At 65.2% G+C, this 22,168-nt stretch carries 22 protein-coding genes; 18 read left to right on the top strand and 4 right to left on the bottom strand.

The window, feature by feature from the left end:
• The first annotated feature begins 122 nt into the window (after positions 1–122).
• The 5 genes from GUY30_RS11760 (at position 123) to GUY30_RS11740 (ending at position 5,375) form a co-directional block, all read left to right on the top strand.
• The gene (locus GUY30_RS11760; protein WP_167197687.1) at positions 123–686 is read left to right on the top strand and encodes a hypothetical protein; all 564 of its coding nucleotides are present in this window, start codon (positions 123–125) and stop codon (positions 684–686) included.
• 153 nt (positions 687–839) lie between these two features.
• On the top strand, positions 840–1,145 hold the full coding sequence (gene gatC, locus GUY30_RS11755) for an Asp-tRNA(Asn)/Glu-tRNA(Gln) amidotransferase subunit GatC (protein ID WP_062862017.1): 306 nt from the start codon (positions 840–842) through the stop codon (positions 1,143–1,145).
• A 1-nt stretch (position 1,146) separates the two neighbouring features.
• Positions 1,147–2,649 (top strand): Asp-tRNA(Asn)/Glu-tRNA(Gln) amidotransferase subunit GatA, encoded by a 1,503-nt coding sequence (gatA, locus tag GUY30_RS11750; protein ID WP_167197684.1) that lies wholly within the window; start codon positions 1,147–1,149, stop codon positions 2,647–2,649.
• Positions 2,646–4,127, top strand: coding sequence for an Asp-tRNA(Asn)/Glu-tRNA(Gln) amidotransferase subunit GatB (gene gatB / locus GUY30_RS11745; protein ID WP_167197681.1), 1,482 nt, complete (start codon positions 2,646–2,648; stop codon positions 4,125–4,127). The genes gatA and gatB overlap by 4 nt, the downstream gene beginning before the upstream one ends.
• Before the next feature lie 213 nt (positions 4,128–4,340).
• The gene (locus GUY30_RS11740; RefSeq protein ID WP_228281278.1) at positions 4,341–5,375 is read left to right on the top strand and encodes a hypothetical protein; all 1,035 of its coding nucleotides are present in this window, start codon (positions 4,341–4,343) and stop codon (positions 5,373–5,375) included.
• Positions 5,376–5,393: 18 nt separating this feature from the next.
• On the opposite strand, the gene def is transcribed toward GUY30_RS11740, so the two are convergent.
• Positions 5,394–5,966, bottom strand: a complete 573-nt coding sequence (gene def, locus GUY30_RS11735; protein ID WP_167197678.1) for a peptide deformylase — start codon at positions 5,964–5,966, stop codon at positions 5,394–5,396.
• Between the two features lie 393 nt (positions 5,967–6,359).
• Between def and cysK the strand changes: the two genes are divergently transcribed.
• From cysK to mdlC, 9 genes are all read left to right on the top strand, one after another.
• A complete protein-coding gene (cysK, locus tag GUY30_RS11730) occupies positions 6,360–7,286 on the top strand; it encodes a cysteine synthase A (protein WP_062243758.1) in 927 nt (308 codons plus the stop codon).
• 146 nt (positions 7,287–7,432) lie between these two features.
• A complete protein-coding gene (gene epsC / locus GUY30_RS11725; protein ID WP_167197675.1) occupies positions 7,433–8,107 on the top strand; it encodes a serine O-acetyltransferase EpsC in 675 nt (224 codons plus the stop codon).
• A 325-nt stretch (positions 8,108–8,432) separates the two neighbouring features.
• A complete protein-coding gene (locus GUY30_RS11720; RefSeq protein WP_167197672.1) occupies positions 8,433–9,623 on the top strand; it encodes an LLM class flavin-dependent oxidoreductase in 1,191 nt (396 codons plus the stop codon).
• Entirely contained in the window at positions 9,620–10,333 is a 714-nt protein-coding gene (locus GUY30_RS11715; RefSeq protein WP_228281277.1) for a CE1759 family FMN reductase, read from the top strand. The genes GUY30_RS11720 and GUY30_RS11715 overlap by 4 nt, the downstream gene beginning before the upstream one ends.
• Before the next feature lies 1 nt (position 10,334).
• Positions 10,335–10,799, top strand: a complete 465-nt coding sequence (locus tag GUY30_RS11710) for a MarR family winged helix-turn-helix transcriptional regulator (RefSeq protein WP_167197669.1) — start codon at positions 10,335–10,337, stop codon at positions 10,797–10,799.
• Between the two features lie 113 nt (positions 10,800–10,912).
• Positions 10,913–11,857: a 2-hydroxyacid dehydrogenase gene (locus tag GUY30_RS11705; protein ID WP_062243761.1), complete on the top strand. Its 945-nt coding sequence runs from the start codon at positions 10,913–10,915 to the stop codon at positions 11,855–11,857.
• A 182-nt stretch (positions 11,858–12,039) separates the two neighbouring features.
• A complete protein-coding gene (gene ilvD / locus GUY30_RS11700) occupies positions 12,040–13,752 on the top strand; it encodes a dihydroxy-acid dehydratase (RefSeq protein ID WP_039211062.1) in 1,713 nt (570 codons plus the stop codon).
• A 103-nt stretch (positions 13,753–13,855) separates the two neighbouring features.
• Entirely contained in the window at positions 13,856–14,797 is a 942-nt protein-coding gene (locus GUY30_RS11695) for a D-2-hydroxyacid dehydrogenase family protein (RefSeq protein WP_167197667.1), read from the top strand.
• A gap of 95 nt (positions 14,798–14,892) precedes the next feature.
• A complete protein-coding gene (gene mdlC, locus GUY30_RS11690) occupies positions 14,893–16,512 on the top strand; it encodes a benzoylformate decarboxylase (protein WP_167197664.1) in 1,620 nt (539 codons plus the stop codon).
• A 132-nt stretch (positions 16,513–16,644) separates the two neighbouring features.
• Here mdlC and GUY30_RS11685 read toward each other — a convergent pair whose 3' ends face one another.
• Positions 16,645–17,466 carry an aldo/keto reductase gene (locus tag GUY30_RS11685; protein WP_167197661.1) on the bottom strand — a complete coding sequence of 274 codons (822 nt, stop codon included), beginning with the start codon at positions 17,464–17,466 and terminating at the stop codon, positions 16,645–16,647.
• A gap of 125 nt (positions 17,467–17,591) precedes the next feature.
• Positions 17,592–18,962: a PTS transporter subunit EIIC gene (locus GUY30_RS11680; RefSeq protein ID WP_167197658.1), complete on the bottom strand. Its 1,371-nt coding sequence runs from the start codon at positions 18,960–18,962 to the stop codon at positions 17,592–17,594.
• Positions 18,963–19,078: 116 nt separating this feature from the next.
• Between GUY30_RS11680 and GUY30_RS11675 the strand changes: the two genes are divergently transcribed.
• From GUY30_RS11675 to GUY30_RS11665, 3 genes are all read left to right on the top strand, one after another.
• Positions 19,079–19,312, top strand: coding sequence for a PTS sugar transporter subunit IIB (locus GUY30_RS11675; protein WP_039211300.1), 234 nt, complete (start codon positions 19,079–19,081; stop codon positions 19,310–19,312).
• A gap of 123 nt (positions 19,313–19,435) precedes the next feature.
• Positions 19,436–19,888 (top strand): PTS sugar transporter subunit IIA, encoded by a 453-nt coding sequence (locus GUY30_RS11670; RefSeq protein ID WP_167197655.1) that lies wholly within the window; start codon positions 19,436–19,438, stop codon positions 19,886–19,888.
• 303 nt (positions 19,889–20,191) lie between these two features.
• Positions 20,192–20,896: a hypothetical protein gene (locus GUY30_RS11665; protein WP_167197652.1), complete on the top strand. Its 705-nt coding sequence runs from the start codon at positions 20,192–20,194 to the stop codon at positions 20,894–20,896.
• A 49-nt stretch (positions 20,897–20,945) separates the two neighbouring features.
• Here GUY30_RS11665 and GUY30_RS11660 read toward each other — a convergent pair whose 3' ends face one another.
• Positions 20,946–21,464: an adenine phosphoribosyltransferase gene (locus tag GUY30_RS11660; protein ID WP_167197649.1), complete on the bottom strand. Its 519-nt coding sequence runs from the start codon at positions 21,462–21,464 to the stop codon at positions 20,946–20,948.
• Between the two features lie 89 nt (positions 21,465–21,553).
• On the opposite strand from GUY30_RS11660, the gene GUY30_RS11655 reads away from it, so the two are divergent.
• Positions 21,554–22,168, top strand: coding sequence for a protein-L-isoaspartate O-methyltransferase family protein (locus GUY30_RS11655; RefSeq protein ID WP_167197646.1), 615 nt, complete (start codon positions 21,554–21,556; stop codon positions 22,166–22,168).

Genomic DNA, 22,168 nt, shown 5'->3' with positions numbered 1-22,168 from the left:
GAATACATCCCGGATCCCAGAGGTTCCATGGTGTGGCTGTGTACCCATTCGTGACCGAACTCGAAGTCGGGGTTCAGACTCAGTCAAGCTCAGAGACAGCTTCGAGTGGAAGAGTGTGGGACATGAGATGGATCCCCAAAGTCCTCGCCGGTACATGCGTGGTCGTTGCCGCGGCCCTGACCGCAGTGCCGGTGACGGCCGGCCTGGCTGACCTGGTTCTCAACCCGGGACCGAACAGTACGAAACGCAATCCTCAGCCGGCACTGACCTCGATGCGCACTCCGGCTGCTCCGGTCACCGCGCGAACCGAGGAGTCGGCGACCGCGTTCGTCGGCGATTCGACGAACGACCACGAGGTCATCGAAGGCACCATCGTCGATGATTCGAGTGCAGTCGGCACACTCCCGGACGGCACCGCCTCGGCGAATGGAACGGCGTTCACCGGAAGCAGGGCGGCGGGCGCACTCTCGACCGGCACCCAAGCAGCAGGCGCACTCTCAACGGGCACCGAGCTCGTCGCAGCCACCACGGCTGACGCCCAGACCCGCATCGCCGATCTCTCCGCGGACCTGCAGGCCGGAGTCTCGGCCGGCGAGTTCACTCAGGCCGACGCGGACCGCGTCCTCGCCGACATCGCTCCGTACATCCACGGCGACCGCACCTGGCCCGAACGCCTCACCCCCTGATAATTACTACCTGACGGCGGCCCAGCAACCTCGCGCGAGGTAGCTGGGCCGCCGTCAGGTAGCAATGGGGGAAGGTCACAGTGCACCGACGGAACCGCGTCCGGCGGAGAGACTAGACTGGGGGCGAGTGAAAACGACGATGAAAGGCAGGGAATGACGGAGTCTTCCGCAATCACCCCCGAACAGGTGGAGCATTTGGCTTCACTGTCTCGGATCGCCATGAGCGAAGACGAGCTGAAATCGCTCGCGGGTGATCTGAGCACAATTCTGGGAAACGTCGCCAGGGTCAACGAAGTGGCCGGCGATGACGTGCCCGCAACCAGCCACCCCATCCCGCTGACGAACGTCATGCGCCCCGACGTGGTGGGCGAGACGCTGTCCAGCGAACAGGCACTGGCCTCGGCCCCGGCCGCCGAGGACGACAAGTTCCTCGTCCCGCAGATCCTCGGGGAGGAATGAGATGACCGAACTGACGAACAAGAGCGCCCTCGAACTCGCCGCAGGACTGAAGTCCGGCGAGTTCTCCTCCGTCGAAGTCACGCAGTCCCACCTCGACCGCATCTCCGCCACCGAGGATGACTTCAACTCCTTCATCACCGTCACCGACGAACTCGCCCTGGAGACCGCGAAGGCCGTCGACGCCAAGCGCTCCGCCGGTGAGGACCTCCATGCCCTGGCCGGCGTCCCGGTCGCGCTGAAGGACCTCGTCGTCACCGAAGGTGTGGCCACCACCGCGGGATCGACGATGCTCGAGAACTGGGTTCCGCCCTACGAATCGACTGTGCACAACAAGATCAAGGCCGCCGGTCTGCCGGTGCTCGGCAAGACCAACCTCGACGAATTCGCCATGGGCTCGACGACCGAGCACTCGGCCTTCGGCAACACCCGCAACCCATGGAACCTCGAACACGTCCCCGGCGGTTCCTCCGGCGGCGCAGCTGCAGCCCTCGCCGGATTCCAGGCCCCGCTGTCCGTGGGCACCGACACCGGCGGATCCGTCCGCCAGCCCGCCGCGTTCACCGGAACCGTCGGCGTCAAGCCGACCTACGGGTCGATCTCGCGCTTCGGCATCATCGCCATGGCCTCGAGCCTTGATCAGGTCGGGCCGATGGGCCGAAACGTCGCCGACGCCGCAGCCCTGCACGAACTGCTGGCCGGACACGATCCGCTCGATTCGACCTCGCTGCCCGATGAGGTCGGCGGATTCCTCAGCGCCGCCCAGACCAGCGAACTCAAGGGCAAGAAGCTCGGCGTCATCAAGCAGCTGGCCGGTGAGGGGTACCAGGACGGAGTCCGCACCGCGTTCACCGCAGCCCTTGAGACCGCTGCCGCTGCAGGTGCCGAGATCGTCGAGGTCGACTGCCCGGCGATCTCCTACGCCCTCGACGCCTACTACCTCATCATGCCCTCCGAGGTGTCCTCGAACCTCGCCCGCTACGACGGCATGCGCTACGGCCTGCGCGTCGAACCGGAAACCGGCCCCGTCACCGCCGAGACCGTCATGTCGGCCACCCGCGCCGCCGGCTTCGGATCGGAGGTCAAACGCCGCATCATCCTCGGCACCTACGCCCTGTCGGCCGGCTACTACGACGCCTACTACGGCTCGGCGCAGAAGATCCGCACCCTGGTCCAGAACGACTTCGCGAAGGCCTTCGCCGCGTGCGACGTCCTCGTGTCCCCGACGGCCCCGACGACCGCGCTGAAGTTCGGTGCGGAGAAGGCAGCCGACCCGATGGCTCTCTACTTAGGCGACGTCGCGACGATCCCGGCGAACCTCGCCGGCATCCCCGGACTGTCCCTGCCGGCAGGCCTTGCCGATGGTCTGCCCGTCGGCTTCCAGATCCTGGCTCCGGCCCGTGAGGACATCAAACTCTACGAGGTGGCCGGCCCCTTGGAAGCCGCACTCGAATCCGCCGGCGGACGCGTGCTCGACACTCTCGCGGAAGGACTGAACGCCAAGTGAAATACGAAGACGCGATCAAGAAATACGATCCGGTCATCGGCATCGAGGTCCACGTCGAACTCGGCACCGCGACCAAGATGTTCGACGCCGCCCCCAACACCTTCGGCGGGGGACCGAACACCAACGTGACCCCCACCTCCCTGGGCCTGCCCGGGTCCCTGCCCGTGGTCAACGAGAAGGGTGTGGAATACGCAATCAAGATCGGTCTGGCCCTCGGCTGCGAGATTGCCGAGACCTGCCGGTTCGCCCGCAAGAACTACTTCTACCCGGACGTGCCCAAGGACTTCCAGACCAGCCAGTCCGATGAGCCGATCGCGGCCGAAGGTCAGGTCGAGGTCGAGCTCGAGGACGGCACCATCGTCACCGTCCCCGTCGAGCGCGCCCACATGGAGGAAGACGCCGGCAAGAACACCCACGTGGGAGGGGCCACCGGCCGCATCCAGGGTGCCGACCACTCCCTCGTCGACTACAACCGCGCCGGTGTTCCGCTCGTGGAGATCGTCACCCACCCGATCACCGGGACAGGGGAGAGGGCCGCTGAGGTGGCCGCCGCCTATGTGCGGACGCTCCGTGACATCTTCCGCGCCCTCGACGTCTCCGAAGCCCGCATGGAACAGGGCAACGTCCGCGCCGACGTCAACGTGTCCCTGCGGGAGAGCCCCGATGCACCGCTGGGCACCCGCACGGAGACGAAGAACGTCAACTCCTTCCGCTCGATCGAACGCGCAGTGCGCTTCGAGATCGCCCGCCAGGCGACGCTCCTCGAAGCAGGGGAGAAGGTCGTCCAGGAGACCCGCCACTTCCACGAGGAGACCGGAGAGACCTCCTCGGGTCGTCCGAAGTCCGACGCCGACGACTACCGGTACTTCCCCGAGCCCGACCTCGTCCCGCTGCAGCCGTCCCGAGAATGGGTCGAGGAGCTGCGGGCGAGCCTGCCCGAGCTGCCGGCGCAGAAGCGCCGCCGCCTCCTCGGGGAATGGAAGTTCTCCGACCTGGAGATGCGCGACATCGTCAACGCGGGACTCCTCGAAGCCATCGAGGACACCGTCACCGCCGGAGCGAAGCCCGCGAAGGCACGCAAATGGTGGACCGGTGAGGTCGCCCGCCTGGCCAACCAGGAGGACAAGCACCCCACCGAGATCGTCACGCCCGCCCAGGTGGCAGGCCTCGCCGATCTCATCGACCAGGGCAAGCTCAATGACAAGCTGGCCAAGGACGTACTCACCGGAGTCGCAGCAGGCGAAGGCGAGCCCGCCGAGGTGATGAAGGCCCGCGACCTCGAGATCGTCGAGGACACCGGGGCGCTCGAAGCCGCCGTCGAGGAGGCCATCGCGGCCAACCCCGATGTGGTCGAGAAGATCAAGGGCGGAAAGATGCAGGCCATCGGTGCGCTCATGGGGCCGATCATGAAGGCCACCCGCGGACAGGCCGATGCCGGAAAGGCTAAGGACCTCATCCTCGCCAAGATCAACGGCTGAGTGCAGGTCTGACGCTGATCCTGACCGGCGCCGGTATCTGATGGTGCCGACCAGAACTCAGGATTGATCCAGCCACACCCTCTAGACTGTGCGTCCAAGGGAACCGACCGGTTTCCCGAACACAGCGGAGGGTGTGGCTGTTCGCATTCCCCGCAACCGATGGCCCACAGGGACAGGGCCGAGTGCGTGACCCACACGCGTGGAGGTGAAGCGGTGTCTGAGTGGAAGTCGCTGTGGAAGAGGGAATGCGGGAAGACCGCGCCGATCTACCGGGTGCTCGTGCCCGACAGCGTCAACGAGGCGGTGCTGCGTGCCTGGAGCGCCCGCGGATACCGCTACACGGCCGGAGCGCCGAGCGCGATCATCCTCACCGGCGGGATGAGCCGGAACTTCTTCCGTTCCAGCGTCCTGTTCAAGGGCGGCACCGCCGCCGGCACTGCCGTGACCGCTGGATTCGCAGCGCCCGGAGGACTGGCCCTGGTCTCGGGATTCGCCGATGCCGCACTGACCTTCGGCGGAATGGGTGCGGCAACCGCCTTGGGCACCGGAATCTTCGCCGCCGTCACCGGCCCCAAATACCTGCGTGACCCGAAGCGTCTGAGCCGGAAGAACCGGCGCAAGGTCTCCGGCGCCCAATGGGTGACCCCGGCCAGCCTCGGCTATCTGCCCGGTCGCAAGGAAGGCCGCGACACCGACGAGCAGCGTCTGTTCCATCTCGCCGTCACAATCGCTCGCAAGATCGTGCGCACCCGCGCGTGGACCCACCCGATACTCAAAGACCACGTCTCCCGCGTCGACCTCGACCATGCTGTGGCCTCCATCGGAGTGCGGCTGCAGGAACTCGTCAGCCTGCGCGAGGAGATCGAAGGCATCCGCGATGCGGGAACCGCGAAGTCGGTGGAGACCTATCTGTCGAAGCTGGCCGTCGCATTCTCGTCGATGGCCCGCCGCGTGGAGTCGATGCACGAATACTACGAGCGGCTGCTCGAACTCGATCAGCAGCTCATGCTGCTGCACAACTCCGAACGCTCCCGCGAGCTCGGTGACCGGGTGCTCGACGTGCTGTCTCGCACCGCCGCCGATGATTCAGCCGATTGGCAGTTCAGGGAGCTGCGCATCGATGCGGATTCGCAGTCGTCGATCATCTCCGGGCTCGTCGCCGAACTCGACCAGACTGCCGATGATTTCGACGACTTCGACTCCCGCTTGGCTGCGGCTCAAAAGTCCGTGGACGAACTCGAGGCTTAGGCTCTGATCGGGGCGAGCTCAGTGACCGAAAGGATCGGGGTCGACTCCCGGCATCCATGACAGGCCCGGCTGGTTGTAGCCCTGGGCTTCCTGGGCCTTCTTCCACTTCTTCGACCAGCGTTTGTCGAGTCGGTCGACGTAGAGAGTTCCCTGCAGGTGGTCGTATTCGTGCTGCATGATGCGGGCGAACCACCCGTCCGCGCTCAGCGTCACCGGCGCCCCCGATTCATCGACGCCGTTGACGGTGACCCGATCGGCACGTTTGAGGGGGAAGTCGAGGCTCGGCACCGACAGGCAGCCTTCGGTCTCCTCGTCCGGATCGGGACGCATGTCGGGGACCTTCGAGGCAATGAGAACGGGATTGACGAAGGTGCCGCGGCGACGCACACCGTAGTCGTCGTCGGCATTGAAGACGAAGATGGACTTTCCGACGCCGATCTGCGGCGCGGCCAGACCGACGCCGTTGCTGGCATCGAGCGTCTCGTGCATGTCTCTGACGAGTTCGGCGAGATCATCGTCGAATTCGGTGATCTTCTCGGCACGACGATGCAGAACGGGCTCGCCGTAGACGACGATGGGATGAATAGCCATGACGACCATCGTATCGGTCTCCTGACCCGGTCTCAGCCTCCGGCCGGGGGCAGCTCCCCGGTCACACAGGGACACCATCACCGAGGCGGCCACCTCGGTGATTGTGTCCACCGATTGCTCAGCGGTTGGTTCGATCGGGCACCGAAACAGGTGGACCGGTATGCGACAGATTCGGGTATGTGCTAAGCGCTGTCATATAGTTTCGCCCCCAGCGAACAGAGATTGTTGAGCAACATATCTGGGAACATGTTCAGGGTCGGCATGGTTATGATGAGGGCAAGCCGTCTCGGACCACGAGACGAAAGCTGTCGATCAATCCTTGCCGGAGCAGCTCTGCCGAGTGGTGAGAGGCCTGTGACGGCGGATGCACACAGTAGCGTGAAAGGACTTACTTTGACCATCTTCAACAACGTCTCCGATCTGGTCGGCCGTACTCCGCTGATCCGCGTCAACAAGGCGAGCGAACGCTCCGGTGCCGAAATCGTTGCGAAGCTCGAATCGTACAACCCAGGCAACTCCGTCAAGGACCGCATCGGTGTGGCGATGATCGACGCAGCCGAGAAGTCGGGCGAACTGCAGCCCGGCGGCACCATCGTCGAAGCCACCTCCGGAAACACCGGCATCGCCCTGGCGATGGTCGGCACCTCCCGCGGTTACAAGGTCAAGCTGACGATGCCCGAGTCGATGTCGAAGGAACGTCGCGCCCTGTTGCGCGCCTTCGGAGCCGAGCTCGTCCTCACCGACAAGGCCGACGGCATGAAGGGTGCGGTCGCCAAGGCCGAGGAACTCGCCGCCGGCGGCGCCGTGCTCGTGCGCCAGTTCGAGAACCAGGCCAATGCCGAGATCCACAAGGCCACCACCGGCCCCGAGATCCTCGCCGACACCGACGGCAAGGTCGATATCTTCGTTTCCGGCATCGGCACCGGCGGCACCATCACCGGTGCCGGCGCAGCCCTGCGCGAGGCCAACCCTGACGTGAAGATCGTCGCCGTCGAGCCCGCCGCTTCGCCGCTGCTGACCGAAGGCAAGGCCGGACCGCACGCGATCCAGGGGCTCGGCGCGAACTTCGTGCCCAAGGTGCTCAACACCGAGATCTACGACGAAGTCGCCACCGTCGACAACGATGCAGCCATCGAGCGTGCCCGTGAGGTCGCGAAGGAAGAGGGCCTCCTCGTGGGCATCTCCTCCGGTGCTGCCCTGGCGGCGGCCGAGGCTGTCGGCGCACGCCCAGAGAACGCCGGCAAGCGCATCGTCGTCATCCTCCCCGACTTCGGTGAGCGCTACCTGTCGACACCGCTGTTCTCCGAATACCTCGACTGACATCGAGTGATCAGCGTGAGGGCGTCAGACTTCGGTTTGGCGCCCTCGCTGTCTGAGGAGTTCTGCGTCAGAGAGGCGTGGGAATTCTTTCGACCGGATCCGACTTGCACGAGATAGACCGAGACTGATGAGCAAGGGAGTCAACGATGAAGGCACTGTGGGCAGCGGCCGCGGCCGCCGTGGGTGCGGCAGCCTATGGACTGAGCCGACCCGGTGTGCGCGAGACGCTCAAAGAAGACCTTGAGACCGTGAAGCGACGCGACCCGGCGGCACGCAATGATTTCGTCTCGCTGGTCTCCTACCCCGGCATGCACGCCATCTGGGCGCACCGCGGACTGCACCGGCTGTGGCAGCATGACGCGGGAAAGGTGCCGGCTCGACTGATGTCTCAGCTCGTGCGGACGCTGACCGGGGTCGAGATCCATCCGGGAGCGGAGATCGGGCGTCGATTCTTCATCGACCATGCCAACGGCGTCGTCATCGGCGAGACCTCGGAGATCGGCGACGACGTCATGCTCTACCACCAGGTCACCCTCGGCGGCACGTCGATGGCGCAGACGAAGCGGCACCCGACGATCGGCAATCACGTGCTCGTCGGTGCCGGGGCGAAGATCCTCGGCCCTGTCGTCGTCGGCGACAACTCCGCGGTCGGCGCCAATGCAGTCGTCGTCAAGGATGTGGCGGCCGATTCGAGCGCCGTGGGCATTCCCGCGACCGTGCGCCCGAAGAAGAATGACGGAGCCGCCTCGGTGAAAGCGGAGCCCGAATCGTCGACCAGGCGCCCGGACTTCGTTCTCGAGGACCCTGCCCTCTGGATCTGAGTTCACGTCTTCGACCGGGCTCGGTTTGAGCTGTTCTGAGTGAAACGGCCCTAGTGAACGAGCTGAAAGCGGCCCCTGCCTACGGGCGGGGGCCGCTTTTCGTGCATTGTTGGGTCGATCCACGGTGAAAATCGGGAGGGAATCACCGGAGATCGACCCAACAATCGGCCGGGCGGCATTGAGGCCCACCCCGGCGCCAGCCGAGGCCGGGAATACTTTCTCGAACACTTCTGTTAAGATTTCAACTAGTTACTTCAAAATTGAAGTTAATCCAATGAGGAGGCCGGTCGTGCGAACCCCGATCGGCCCAGATGCAGGAGACGTCATGGAATTCGGAATCTTCACCATCGGCGATGTCACCACCGACCCCACCGACGGCACCACCGTCAGCGAGAACCAGCGGATCAAGAACACAGTCGAGATCGCCAAGAAGGCAGAAGAAGTCGGCCTCGACGTCTTCGCCACCGGTCAGCACCACAACCCGCCCTTCGTGGCCCCGGCGAACCCGCCGATCCTGCTGGCCAATATCGCCGCACAGACAGAGAAGCTCGAACTCTCCACGGCGACGACGCTCATCACCACGACCGATCCCGTGCGCATCGCCGAAGACTACTCGTACGCGCAGCACCTTTCCGACGGTCGCATCAGCCTGATCATGGGCCGCGGAAACACCGGTCCTGTCTACCCGTGGTTCGGCAAGGACATCCGCGCCGGAATCCCGCTGGCGGTCGAGAACTACAACCTCCTCTACCGCCTGTGGCGTGAGAAGAATATCGACTGGGAAGGCAAGTTCCGCACTCCGCTGGGCGGCTTCACCGTCACCCCGACCCCACTGGACGAAGTGCCGCCGTTCGTCTGGCACGGATCGATCCGCAGCCCCGAGATCGCCGAACAGGCCGCCTACTACGGCGACGGGTTCTTCCACAACAACATCTTCTGGCCGACCTCGCACACCGCGCGGATGGTTCAGCTCTACCGTCAGCGCTATGAGTACTACGGCCACGGCACGGCCAGCCAGGCGATCGTCGGCCTCGGCGGTCAGGTATTCATGCGCAAGAACTCCCAGGACGCCGTCCGCGAGTTCCGTCCCTACTTCGACAACGCCCCGGTCTACGGCCACGGACCCAGCCTCGAGGACTTCTCGACGCAGACTCCGCTGACCGTCGGTTCGCCGCAGCAGGTCATCGAGCGCACCCTGAGCTTCCGCGACTGGGCCGGAGACTACCAGCGTCAGCTCTTCCTCATCGACCATGCGGGACTGCCGCAGAAGACGGTGCTCGAACAGCTCGACCTCCTCGGCGAAGAGGTCATCCCCGTCCTCCGCGAGGAGTTCGCGAAGGGCCGCCCGGCCGACGTCCCCGACGCTCCCACCCACGAATCCCTCGTCATCCGGCACCGCGAAGGCCGCGACCCGATCCCCGGAGGCGGAGAGGGATCGCGTGCGTTCGAAGACCGGCAGGCACGCGCCGCCGAAGCGGCCCAGAATCCGACACAGGAAGGAGCCGACCGCTCATGAGCACGAACACGATGAGCATCGTGGCCGTGACCACCTCGCTGAGCGAGGACTCGACCACACTCAAACTCACCGATCGAGTGCTCGCATCTGCCGCCTCGGCGGGGGAATCGGTGGGCATCGGCGTGACCACGGACGTCATCAACGTCCGCAGCCTCGCCACCGCGCTCACGGATATGACCCTGACCGGGTTCCGCTCCGAAGCGTTGGAGCAGGCCTTTGCGACCATCGCCGCCGCCGATGCGATCGTCACCGTCGCGCCGGTGTACAAGGCCGCCCCGGTCGGTCTGCACACCCTGTTCTGGCAGCTGATCGATGACAAAGCGCTGAGCCGCAAGCCCGTGCTCATCGGCTCCACCGGCGGCACGGCGCGCCATTCCCTGGCCGGGGACGCGGTGCTGCGGCCGATGCTGTCCTACCTCAAGGGCATCGTCGTGCCCACGACGGTCTTCGCCGCGACCGACGACTGGGGAACCGTCGAGGGCGGCCGGACGCTGACCGCCCGGATCCGCCAGGCGGGGGAGGAGCTCGTGTCCCTGACCGCGACGTTCATCGGGGCCGGCAACGACGACCTCGCCGAGGTGGCCGACCCCGATTCGCACGCAGGTGCAGGGGCGGGCGCGACCCGGGGCGCCTCCTCGGCGAATCGCGGAATCGTCGACGAATTCGACCCCGCGAACGTCACCCCGTTCGCGCAGCTGCTCGAGGGCTGAGATGACGGAGATCAGATTCGGGCTCGGAAGGGAGACGCTGGCGCAGAATGCGTGGCGGACCTATTTCGAGACTTCGCAGCGCCTCCGTCAGGCCCTCGAAGTCCAGCTCAAGGACGATGCAGGGCTCGACGTCAGCGACTACAACACGCTGCTCCTGCTGTGGGAAGCGCCGGAGCGGACGCTGACGATGAGCGCCCTGGCGAAGAAGCTCGTCTTCTCGCCATCGCGGCTGAACTATCGGATCAAGGTCCTCGTCGACGCGGGGCTCGTGACGAAGACTCAATGCCTCGAAGACGGGCGTGCCCATAATGTGGCACTCACCGAGGCGGGGGCGCGGGCATTCCTGTCCGCCGGGTCCCAGCACAAGAGCTATGTCGACGAGGTCTTCTTCGACCATGTCAGCGACGCCGAACTCGAGGTGATCGAGGCCGTGTTCACACGGATCGGGAACTCCCTGCCCGAGTGATGAAGCGGGTCCCGGCCGAGTGATGAAGCGGGTTCCTCCCGTGTGCTGAGGCCCGCCATCTCAGAGTGACGAAGTTCTCGGCGCGGGGCGGGTCTGCGTGCCACAATGTGGGCATGTCCATCACCACAATCGCCTTCCCGAACTCCGAGCTCCGCAACCGTGTGATCGCTCAGATCCCTGCTCACCAGCGCGCCGATGTCGACCTCGTCGTCTTCTCCGATGCCGAGCGATCGGCCAAGCTCAGCCGCGACGATGTCGACGTCGTCGTCCTGCCCTACCTGGATTCCGGACCGACGATCGAGCTGCTCGACGAACTGCCCAACCTGCGCTTGGTGATCACGCAGACGACTGGATTCGACCCCGTCTCCCACCTGCCCGAACGCGGGATCCAGGTCGCGACCGCCTCGGGCGTGCACACCGGAGGAACCGCCGAGCTCGCTCTGGCACTGACCCTGGCCAGCCTGCGCGGCATCGACGACGCCGTGCGCTCGCAGGTCTCGCGGGTGTGGGAGCACCATCGCTACCGTTCGCTGCAGGACCGTCGCGTGATGATCATCGGCGTCGGTGAGATCGGCTCGGCCATCGCCGATCGCTTCGACCCCTTCGAGGTTCAGCTCACTCGCGTGGCCTCGACCGCGCGTGAGGACGAGCGCGGGAAGATCCACGGCGTCGACGAGCTGCCGAAGCTGCTGCCCCACACCGAGGTGGTTGTGCTCATCACCCCGCTCAACGAGGGCACCCACCACCTCGTCGACGAGAAGTTCCTCAGCCAGCTTCCCGACAATGCGCTCATCGTCAACGTCGCCCGCGGCAAGGTGGTTGACACGGATGCGCTCGTGGCCGAGCTCGCCACCGGCCGACTCCATGCCGCCCTCGACGTCACCGACCCGGAGCCGCTGCCGCGCAACCACGCACTGTGGGGCACCCCGAACACCCTCATTACGCCCCACGTCGGAGGCGACACCTCGGCGTTCGAGCCCCGAGTCGTGAAGATTCTCGCCGAGCAGGTCAGGCGGATCAACGACGGGCAGCAGCCGGTCAACCTCATCAAGGCCTGATGTTCCACCGCAGCACTGAGGCTTTCGAACAGGGCTGACGTGCCGTCATTAGGTCACGCGAACCTGACCTAAGCAGGCCCGCAACTCCGCCTCGCTGTCGGACTTTCGCATGGTGCCCAGAAGAGGTTCCACCATGCGAGAGTCCGGCGTGCGGATGCTGAAATCGGGCGTAGCATGCCTGCATGAGCATCGATACAGACAACACCACTCCCGACATCAAACCCCGTTCCCGCGATGTCACGGACGGCCTCGAAGCCACCGCCGCACGCGGAATGCTTCGCGCCGTCGGCATGGGCGACGATGACTGGGTGAAGCCGCAGATCGCGATCGCGACCTCGTGGAACGAGATCACCCCCTGCAACATGTCGCTGCAGCGTCTCGGTTCGGCCGCCAAGGAAGGCGTCCACGAGGCCGGTGGCTTCCCGCTGGAATTCGGCACCATCTCCGTCTCGGACGGAATCTCGATGGGCCACGAGGGAATGCACTACTCGCTGGTCTCCCGTGAGGTCATCACCGACTCCGTCGAAACCGTGATGAGCGCCGAACGGCTCGACGGCTCCGTGCTCATGGCCGGCTGCGACAAGTCGATCCCCGGAATGCTCATGGCCTCCGCCCGCCTCGGACTCTCCAGCGTCTTCCTCTACAACGGTTCGATCATGCCCGGAACCGCAAAGATGGAGGACGGCTCGGAGAAGGAAGTCACCCTCATCGATGCTTTCGAGGCCGTCGGCGCCTGCCGCGCCGGCACCATGTCCCAGAAGGACGTCGACGCCATCGAACGTGCCGTCTGCCCCGGTGAGGGTGCCTGTGGCGGAATGTACACGGCGAACACGATGGCCTCGGCCGCCGAGGCCATGGGGATGTCGCTGCCGGGTTCGGCCGCTCCGCCGGCCATCCACCGCAATCGCACGATGTTCGCTCGCAAGTCCGGCGAGGCGGTCGTGAACATGCTGCGCCAGGGCATCACTGCGCGCGACATCATCACCCGCGAATCGCTGCACAATGCGATCGCCGTGGTCATGGCCTTCGGCGGTTCGACGAACGCAGTCCTCCACCTGCTGGCCATCGCCCACGAGGCCGGAGTGGAACTCGAGCTCGACGACTTCAACCGCATCGGCGACAAGGTTCCGCACCTGGGCAACGTCAAGCCCTTCGGCCAGTACGTGATGAACGATGTCTTCAAGATCGGCGGCGTGCCCGTGATCATGAAGGCACTCCTCGACGCCGGTCTGCTCAACGGCGATTGCCTGACGGTCACCGGCAAGACCGTGGCCGAGAACCTCGAGTCGATCAACCCGCCGGATCCGGACGGGAAGATCCTGCGTGCCCTCAACAACCCGATCCACGCCACCGGTGGCCTCACCGTGCTGCAGGGATCGCTGGCACCCGAGGGCGCCGTCGTGAAGTCTGCGGGCTTCGACGCCGATGTCTTCGAAGGCACCGCTCGCGTCTTCAACCAGGAGAAGCCGGCGATGGATGCCGTGCTGAACGGCGAACTGAAGAAGGGCGACGTCGTCGTCATCCGCTACGAAGGCCCCAAGGGCGGACCCGGAATGCGCGAGATGCTCGCGATCACCGGCGCCATCAAGGGCGCGGGTATCGGCAAGGACGTCCTGCTGCTCACCGACGGCCGCTTCTCCGGCGGTTCGACCGGTCTGTGCATCGGCCACATCGCCCCCGAGGCAGTCGACGGCGGCCCGATCGCGCTCGTCGAGGACGGTGACAAGATCACCGTCGACATCGCGGCCCGCTCGATCGAGCTCCACGTCGACGAGGAGGTGCTGGCCGAGCGTCGCAAGTCCTGGACGATCCCGGACAACCATCGCCTCACCGGCGTGCTCGGCAAGTACGCGAAGCTCGTACAGTCGGCGTCGAAGGGCGCAGTCTGCTTCTGAGCCTGATCACGGTCCGCCGCTGACCGATATCACTATCGCCGAGGCGGTGCGGACGAATTGTCTGCACCGCCTCGGTCAGATCTCACAGCAACCGAGGAGGAGCATGCGCATCGTCGTTCTCGATGACTATCAGCAGGTGGCAGGCAAGTTCGCGGACTGGAGCGGTCTCGATGCCGAGGTCGAGTTCATCGATCGCCCCATCGTCGACGACGATGACCTGGTGCAGGTCCTCTCCGGCGCCGAGGTGGTTGTGGCGATGCGAGAGAGAACCGCCTTCACCGCCGTCCGGCTGGAACGGCTGCCGGGCTTGCATCTGCTCGTGACCACGGGACGGGTCAACGCCTCCATCGACGTGGAGGCGGCGCGTGCGCAGGGGATCGTGGTCTGCGGAACCGAGTCGACCACCTCGGCGACACCCGAGCTGACCTGGGGACTCATCCTCTCCGTCCTGCGTAGCATCCCGGCCGAGGACGCCGCCGTCCGAGGCGGGGGCTGGCAGTCGACCGTCGGGGGAGACCTCGATGGGCACCGCCTCGGCGTGGTCGGTCTGGGACGTCTGGGAACGAAGGTCGCGCGGGTCGGTGCGGCCTTCGGAATGGACGTCGTGGCGTGGAGCCAGAACCTCGACGCGGAACGGGCGGACGCCCTGGGCGTGCGCGCGGTGAGCAAGGACGAACTGTTCTCCACCGCGGACGTGGTGACGATCCACTACAAGCTGAGCGACCGCAGCCGAGGACTCGTGGGAGCCGCCGAACTTGAGACGATGAAGCCCGACAGCATCCTCGTCAACACCTCCCGCTCGGGACTCGTCGACACCGATGCACTCATCACCGTGCTGGAAGCCGGCGGGATCCGCGGCGCGGGACTCGACGTCCACGACGAAGAACCGCTGCCGGTCGACCATCGACTGCGCAGCACACCGCGCACCGTGCTCACCCCGCACCTGGGCTACGTCACCGAAGACACTTACCGAATCTTCTTCACGCAGGCTGTCGAGGACATCGCCGCCTGGATTTCGGGAGAGCCGATCCGCGTGATCGGCTGAGCCGGAACGTATGAGCCACGGCTATGGTGAGGTGAGAGGGACGCCATCCCTCGTCGCCCCACCGCGAGAGCACCCAAAACGAAAGCAGAGGCACAATGGCCGATCAGCCCGAAGGTGAGAAGACAGTCCTCGACGCGAGTCTGGAGGTCTTCCGTGCCCACGGGATGACGACGATCTTCGGAAATCCGGGCTCGAACGAGCTGCCGTTCCTCGCGGGACTGGGCGATGACTTCCGGTTCGTCCTCGGTCTGCATGAACAGGTCGTCGTCGGCATGGCCGAAGGATACGCACGGGCCACGGGAGGGCCGGCGCTGGTCAATCTGCACGCCGCCTCGGGGTCGGGCAATGGAATGGGTGCGTTGACGAACGCCCACTACGGCCACGTTCCGCTCGTCGTCCTCGCAGGTCAGCAGGTGCGCCGCACCGTCGGTCAGGAGACGATGCTGGCCAGCGTCGATGCCTCGACCCTGCCCGCCCCGCTGGTGAAGTACTCACACGAGCCGCTGTCGGCCACCGACGTGCCGCGCACCTTGTCGCAGGCGGCACTCGAAGCAAGTACTCAGCCGAGTGGTCCCGTCTATGTGTCCGTTCCGCTCGACGACTGGGACGAACCGGCCCTTCCCGACGACGCGCTGTTGGCGAAGCGTTCGGTGACGACGGCGGGCACCATGCCGGAGTCGCTGCGCCGCGAACTCGCCGACGTCCTCGACGGGGCGCAGAACCCTGCCCTCGTCCTCGGCCCGCAGGTCGATGCCGCAGCAGTCGCCGATCCGACGGTCTATGAGGACGCAATGGTGCTGGCCGAACGCCTCGGTGCTTCCGTCTATGTCGCGCCTTCGCCGACGCGGTGCCCGTTCCCCACAACCCATCCGAACTTCGAAGGCGTCCTGGTTCCGGGCATCAAGTCGGTGCGCGACCGACTGTCCGGCCATGACGTCGTCCTCGTCATGGGCGCCGCCACCTTCAGATACCACCGCTGGGAACCGGCGAACTACCTGGAGCCGGGCACCGAGGTCATCCAGATCACCCAGGATCCACGGGAGGCGACGCGGGCACCGTTCGGCCGCGCCGTCGTCGCCGATGTCGCCGCTGCGCTCGCCGACCTCGCGGAGGCGACGACCGATCGAGGAACTCGCCGAGGCGACCGCCGGTCCCGAACCGTCACCGCTCCTGCCCGATCGGAGCAGGGGATGGCCGGCACCGAGGTGCTCGATGTCCTCAACGAGCACGTCGACGACAGTGTCGTCTACGTCAATGAGACGACCACCCTCGACCTCGACTACCTCGAGCGGATCGTCATCGACCGGCCCGGAATGTATCACTTCCCGGCCTCGGGAGGACTGGGCTTCGGGTTGCCGGTCGCCGTCGGCATGGCCCTCGGCGATCCGGAGAAGACCGTTGTCGCCACCGTGGGCGACGGTTCTGCGAACTACGGGCTCACGGCTCTGTACACGGCCGCTCAGCTGGGCACGAAGACGATCTTCGTCATCGTCAACAACTCCGGATACGGTGCGCTCTCCGGATTCGCCGAGCGCATGGGAGTCCCGGACACCCCGGGCCTGACCCTGGGCACGATCGACTTCGTCTCCCTGGCGCAGGGATACGGTGTCCCGGCCAGCCGCACCACGACTCGCGAGGAGTTCGACGCCGCCTACCGGGAAGCGCTGCAGGCCGACGGACCGGTGCTCATCGACGCCGTTGTCCTCGGCGCCTGAGGACAACCGGCGGAATGAACGCCTGACCGAGAACGACGAAGCCGCCGGAGAGTCGGAACTCTTCGGCGGCTTCGTCGTTCTCAGCGGTCCAGACTATGGGAGGGCCGCCTCGGCGAGGTATTGCTGACGGGGTCAGTTCACCTCGGCGGGATCGGCGGAGACGCGACCGCCGTTTTCGAGCGCACCGATGGCTGCTACCTCGGCGTCCGTGAGTTCGAAGTCGAAGACGGAGAAGTTCTGCTCCATGCGGTCGCGGTTGTTCGACTTCGGGAAGACGATATGACCCTTCTGCAGGTGCCAGCGGATGATGGTCTGGGCCCAGGACTTCTCTTGAGCGGCGGCGATCTCACCGATGACGGTGCTCGCGTAGTCGACCTTGCCCTGTCCCAGCGGTCCCCAGGCTTCGATCTTGATGTCGTTCTCGGCCAGCAGCGGACGGGTATCGACCTGCTGGAACTGAGGGTGGACCTCGATCTGGTCGACGGCGGGGATGATGCCGGTGTCGAGGATCTCGGGCAGGAACCGGTGGTCGAAGTTCGACACGCCGATCGACGTGGTCAGGCCCTGATCGCGGTAGGAGGGGAAGGCCTCCCACGTCTCGACGGAATTCTTGTTCTGCGGGGTCGGCCAATGAATGAGGTAGAGATCGACGTGGTCGAGGCCGAGCTTCTCCAGGGATTCGCCGAGGGCGCGTTTGGACTCCTCTGCGCCGTGGCGGTCGTTCCACAGCTTGGTCGTCACGAAGAGTTCGTCACGGGCGATCCCGGACTTCGCGATGGCCCGGCCCACACCTTCCTCGTTGCCGTAGACGGCGGCGGTGTCGATGTGGCGGTAGCCGACTTCGAGGGCGTCGGTGACGATGCGTTCCGTCTCGTCGGGGTCGACCTTGAAGACGCCGAAGCCCAGCTGAGGGATCGTCTTGCCGTCGTTGAGAGTGAGTGTGGGAACCGTCATGGTGCCGCCTTTCGTCACGTATGCACTGGTCAGGACGGAGCCGAGGCTGATCGGGTCCGCCGGTTCGGCACCCGGTGAGAGCGCCGAACCGAGCCTATAACGTCACCGAGGCCCGGAGCATTCCTTCAGCTTCTGCCTTCGTCCTGTGCGCGTTTCTTGCCCGTGGATTCCTCGGCGGCGATCTGGGCCTCGTCGAAGACCGACGGAGCACCCGTGCCGGTGTCGGTTTCGTCTTCGCGACCCGGGGTGTGCAGGTTGAACTTGATGATCGCCCAGCGGAACAGGAAGTAGTAGATGACGGCGTAGGCCAGGCCGATGACGAGCAGGAGCAGGACGGGCCCGATGCCGCCGGAGAGTTCGGAGGCTCGTCCGAGGTTGAGCAGATAGTCCAGCGCACCGGCCGAGAAGCCGAATCCGGATTTGATTCCGAGTGCATTCACCACCACAAACGACGTGCCGGTGAGCACGGCGTGGACCGCGTAGAGCGGGAATGCGACATAGGCGAAGGCGTATTCGAGCGGCTCGGTGATACCGGTGACGAAAGAGGTCAGCGCCACCGAGAGCATGATGCCGCCGACGACCTTGCGGCGGTTCGGCTGGGCGGTGTGATAGATGGCCAGGGCCGCGGCCGGAAGGGCGAACATCATGATCGGGAAGAAGCCGGTCATGAACGACCCCGTCCAGTCGGCCGTGCCGTCCACACCGGAGAAGAAGCAGGTGATGTCGCCGTGCGCGGTGTCCCCCGAGGAGGTCGTGCACGAACCCAGCTGGAACCACGGCAGATTGTTCAGCAGGTGGTGCAGCCCGAAGGGGATGAGGAGGCGGTTGATCGTGCCGAAGACGAACCCGGTGCCCGGATTGGCTCCGTGCTCCATGAGGAAGCCGCCCACGCCCTTGTTGATGAGAGCGTCGAAGACGGGGTAGATCAGGGCCATGACCACGGCAATGACCATCGACGCGACCGCGGTGACGATCGGAACGAAACGACGACCGCCGAAGAAACCGAGGTAGGTCGGCAGTTTGATCCGGTGATAGCGCTGATAGAGCAGGGCGGTGATGATGCCGACGACGATTCCGCCGAGCACTCCGAAGTTGATGACGTTCTCACCCTCGCCGTTGTCCGAGCCGAAGCTCGGAGACATGGCCGTGAAGACTCCGGTGAGGACCATATACCCGACGACCGCGGCCAGCGCGGTGGAGCCGTCGGCCTTCTTCGCGAATCCGATGGCCACACCGACGGCGAAGATCAACGGCAGGTTGTCGAACAGAGCAGAACCAGCGGCTGCGAGGACCGTCGCCACCGGCAGCAGCCAACTTGCGAACTGGCCGAGTCCGTCTGCACCGAGCATGTCCGGCTGACCGAAGCGCATCAGCAGGGCCGCAGCGGGCAGCACGGCGATCGGAAGCATGAGAGAGCGGCCGATGCGTTGGAGTTGGGCGAACCCCGGTATCGCCTTTTTGCGTTTCTTCGGTGCCTCAGCGGATGGGATGGCCATCGGATTCCTCCTCGGAAGTGGGGCAGACGGTCACGAGTCGCCGTAGACTTGTGACGCAGATCGCAGAACGTGAAATCGACGCCGGCGCATTAGCGCCGTAGATGAAGGTGACAGACATGGACAAAGCAGCGCAGATCCTCGCCGGACTGGGCGGTGCCGACAACATCGACGACATCGAAGCGTGCATCACCCGGCTGCGGGTCGAGGTCGACGATGACTCGCTCGTCAATGAGCAGGCGCTCACCGCTGCCGGTGCCTTCGGTGTGGTGGTCCAGGGAAGCGCAGTCCAGGTCGTCGTCGGTCCGGAGGCCGACAACCTCGTCGATGATATCGAAGACCTCATGGGCTGAGTCACGTCTTCGTCTCCTCTGCTCGCCGGTGAGCAACTTCTGGTCGACAGTGAGCCTTGTCTGTAGTCTGAGGTCAGTCTAGGCGAAATATTTCTGATTGTGGAGAAAGGCGGCCTGCTGACTATGGCAGTCACAATCGCTGCACCCATCACCGGCACGGTGGTACCCCTGACGGACGTTCCCGACCCGGTATTCGCAAAGGCGCTCGTCGGTCCCGGAGCTGCCATCGACCCCGGTGAGGGTGCGACGCTGACGGTCACGGCGCCCGTCTCTGGAAAGCTGACGAGCCTCAAACCTCATGCATTCGTCATCTCCCACCGGCCCGATCAGGGTGTGCTCGTCCACCTGGGCATCGACACAGTCCATCTGGGAGGCGCAGGTTTCACCCTCCGCGCCGAGGCCGGGCAACAGGTCGAGGCCGGCGAAGAGATCGTCGTTTGGGACTTGGCAGCCGCACGGGAGGCGGAGAAGTCCGTGGTGGTGCCGGTCGTCGTCCTCGAAGCAGACGCCGAGAACCTGACCCTCACCGAGGCGGGGCCGATCGATGCGGGCGACAGCCTCATCCGTATCGGCTGAGGCGATGTAGGCCCGGCGGAGGCAGGCTGAGGATCCTCCGCTAAGTTGGTGAGCATGTTGGAAAGAGGAGCTCGCCGCCGTCGAGTCGCGGCCCTGATTGTTGCTGTCGTCGGAGCCGTTGGACTCTCGGCATGTCAGGGCCCTGATCTCAGTGATCGTGCAGATGACATCGGCGCGGTCCTGTCCGGGAAACCGGGTGTGGCGGACGTTGAGACCCAGTACCAGAACGGTTTCGACTCCGGCCGAAGTATCACTTACACCGTCAAGATGGCCCCCGGTGCATCAACCGCCCAATCCGTCGATGTGGCCGCCGCACTCGACCACGAGACGGGCGACGAGTTCGATCGCTACGATCAGGAACTCAGGTTGCTCTTGTCAGGTCGAGCAGTCGAGATCAGAGACGCTACGAGCAGCGACATCATGGCGGACAGGGCATCGCACCTTCTCGCGCTCGCATCAGAAATGTCTGTCAACCGATTGGAATGGCGTCAAGCTTCGGAACAAACGACCTTCGAAGATGTCCTGGAGCTGACGGATCCGCAGAACGACGTCTTCGGGACGATCAACGCAGTGAGGGCAGAGCTCGGTACCGAACAGTTCGACCTGAGGGTCAGAGACTCCGCCCAGACTGAATGGGCCGTGGCTTTCCCCTACGCGGAGCAGGCGCAGGCTCGCCTGGAGACCGCAATCGAACCGATTCTCCCCATGACAGTGCAGGTCGTGATCGATGACAATCAGGTGTCGGGGCTCTTCGTGGTCGTCCCTGATGGACCGGACGTGGTCAGTCGGCTGCGAGGCATCATCGAACGGGTTGATTCCTCAGTCGCTCAGCCCTGGTACTTCGATTGGGCTCTGGGCTCAGATCCGACCGGCACCATTGACTATTCGACCAAAGGCTCAGCCAACGTAGGCGGATGCGAGTATGACGAGGATCCGGACCGCCAGATCACATCGGCAACTCAGACGACTCAGGATCAGCTGCGAACCATCTACGACACCTGCCGCTGAGTGCGCGCGGCAGGCCGATTGTCGGCGCCGAGCGATGCGGGCGACATCCTCACTCGACGTAGAGGGCGTGTACCTCACCGGTGTGTTCGCGTCCGCCCAGTTCAGTCAGTTCGAGGACCACTGCCGAACCGATGACCTCGGCACCGAGATCGCGTACGAGGGACTGGGCCGCTGTGAGCGTCCCGCCGGTGGCGAGGATGTCATCGATGAGGAGGACGCGCTCGCCCTCCTTCAGGACATCGGGGCCTTCGATGGTGGCGGTGCCGTATTCGAGTGTGTAGGACACGGTGGCCGCCGGTCGGGGGAGCTTGCCGGCTTTGCGGATCGGCAGGATTCCGACGCCCATCATTGCTGAAATGGCACCCGCGAAGAGGAACCCGCGGGCTTCGAGCCCGCCGACGATATCGAACTGTCCGGCGAAGGGTTCGATGAGCGCCTCGGTGACGGCCCGCATGGCCGGGCCATCGGCCAGCAGCGGGGAGATGTCGCGGAACATCACTCCCGGTTCGGGATGGTCGGGAATCGAGGTGATGAGGCTCTGGGCGCGGGCGAGATCAGATTGAGTCACGGGACAACGATACTCGGTGACGGCATTGTGCCCTCCGCATGGATCGGCACAATGGAAGGTACCGGAGGCCGTTTCTGATCGGAGGAGCCATGACAACTCATGCGAACCACGACCGAATCGCCGAGGCGTTCGCCCGGGTTCCACGCGAACCGTTCCTGCCGATGGCGGAACGACGGCACGCCTCCGACAATGTGCCCCTGCCGATCGGGCAGGGGCAGACGAATTCGCAGCCGAGCACCGTCGCGGACATGCTCCGGCTCCTCGACCCTCAGCCGGGTGACGTCGTCCTCGACCTCGGTTCGGGGTCCGGGTGGACGTCGATGCTGCTCGCCGTCCTGGTCGGTCCGACCGGGAGAGTGGTCGGCGTCGAACGGCATGCGCAGCTCGTCGAATCCTCGCGGGAAGCAATCGAGGCAGTCACCGCCGAGTTCGCAGACCGCGAGACCCTCGCCGAGGTGGCTATCCACGAGGCCGTTCCAGGTGCCCTCGGTCTCCCGGCTGAGGCCCCGTTCGACCGGATCCTCGCCTCCGCCGGTGCCGACTCACTGCCCGACGAGCTCGTCGATCAGCTGGCCGTCGGTGCCACGATGGTCATTCCCGTCGCGGGGGAGATGCTCCGAGTCGTTCGTGGCGGCACTGGCGCCGACGAACTGACGATCACTCGGCACGGCTGGTACCGGTTCGTGCCGCTCGTCAGCGAGTGA

It is taken from the genome of Brevibacterium pigmentatum (assembly GCF_011617465.1).
Taxonomy (GTDB): Bacteria; Actinomycetota; Actinomycetes; order Actinomycetales; family Brevibacteriaceae; genus Brevibacterium; species Brevibacterium pigmentatum.
The sequence above is the reverse complement of the archived record's forward strand: the minus strand, read 5'-3'. Positions and strand labels throughout refer to the sequence as shown.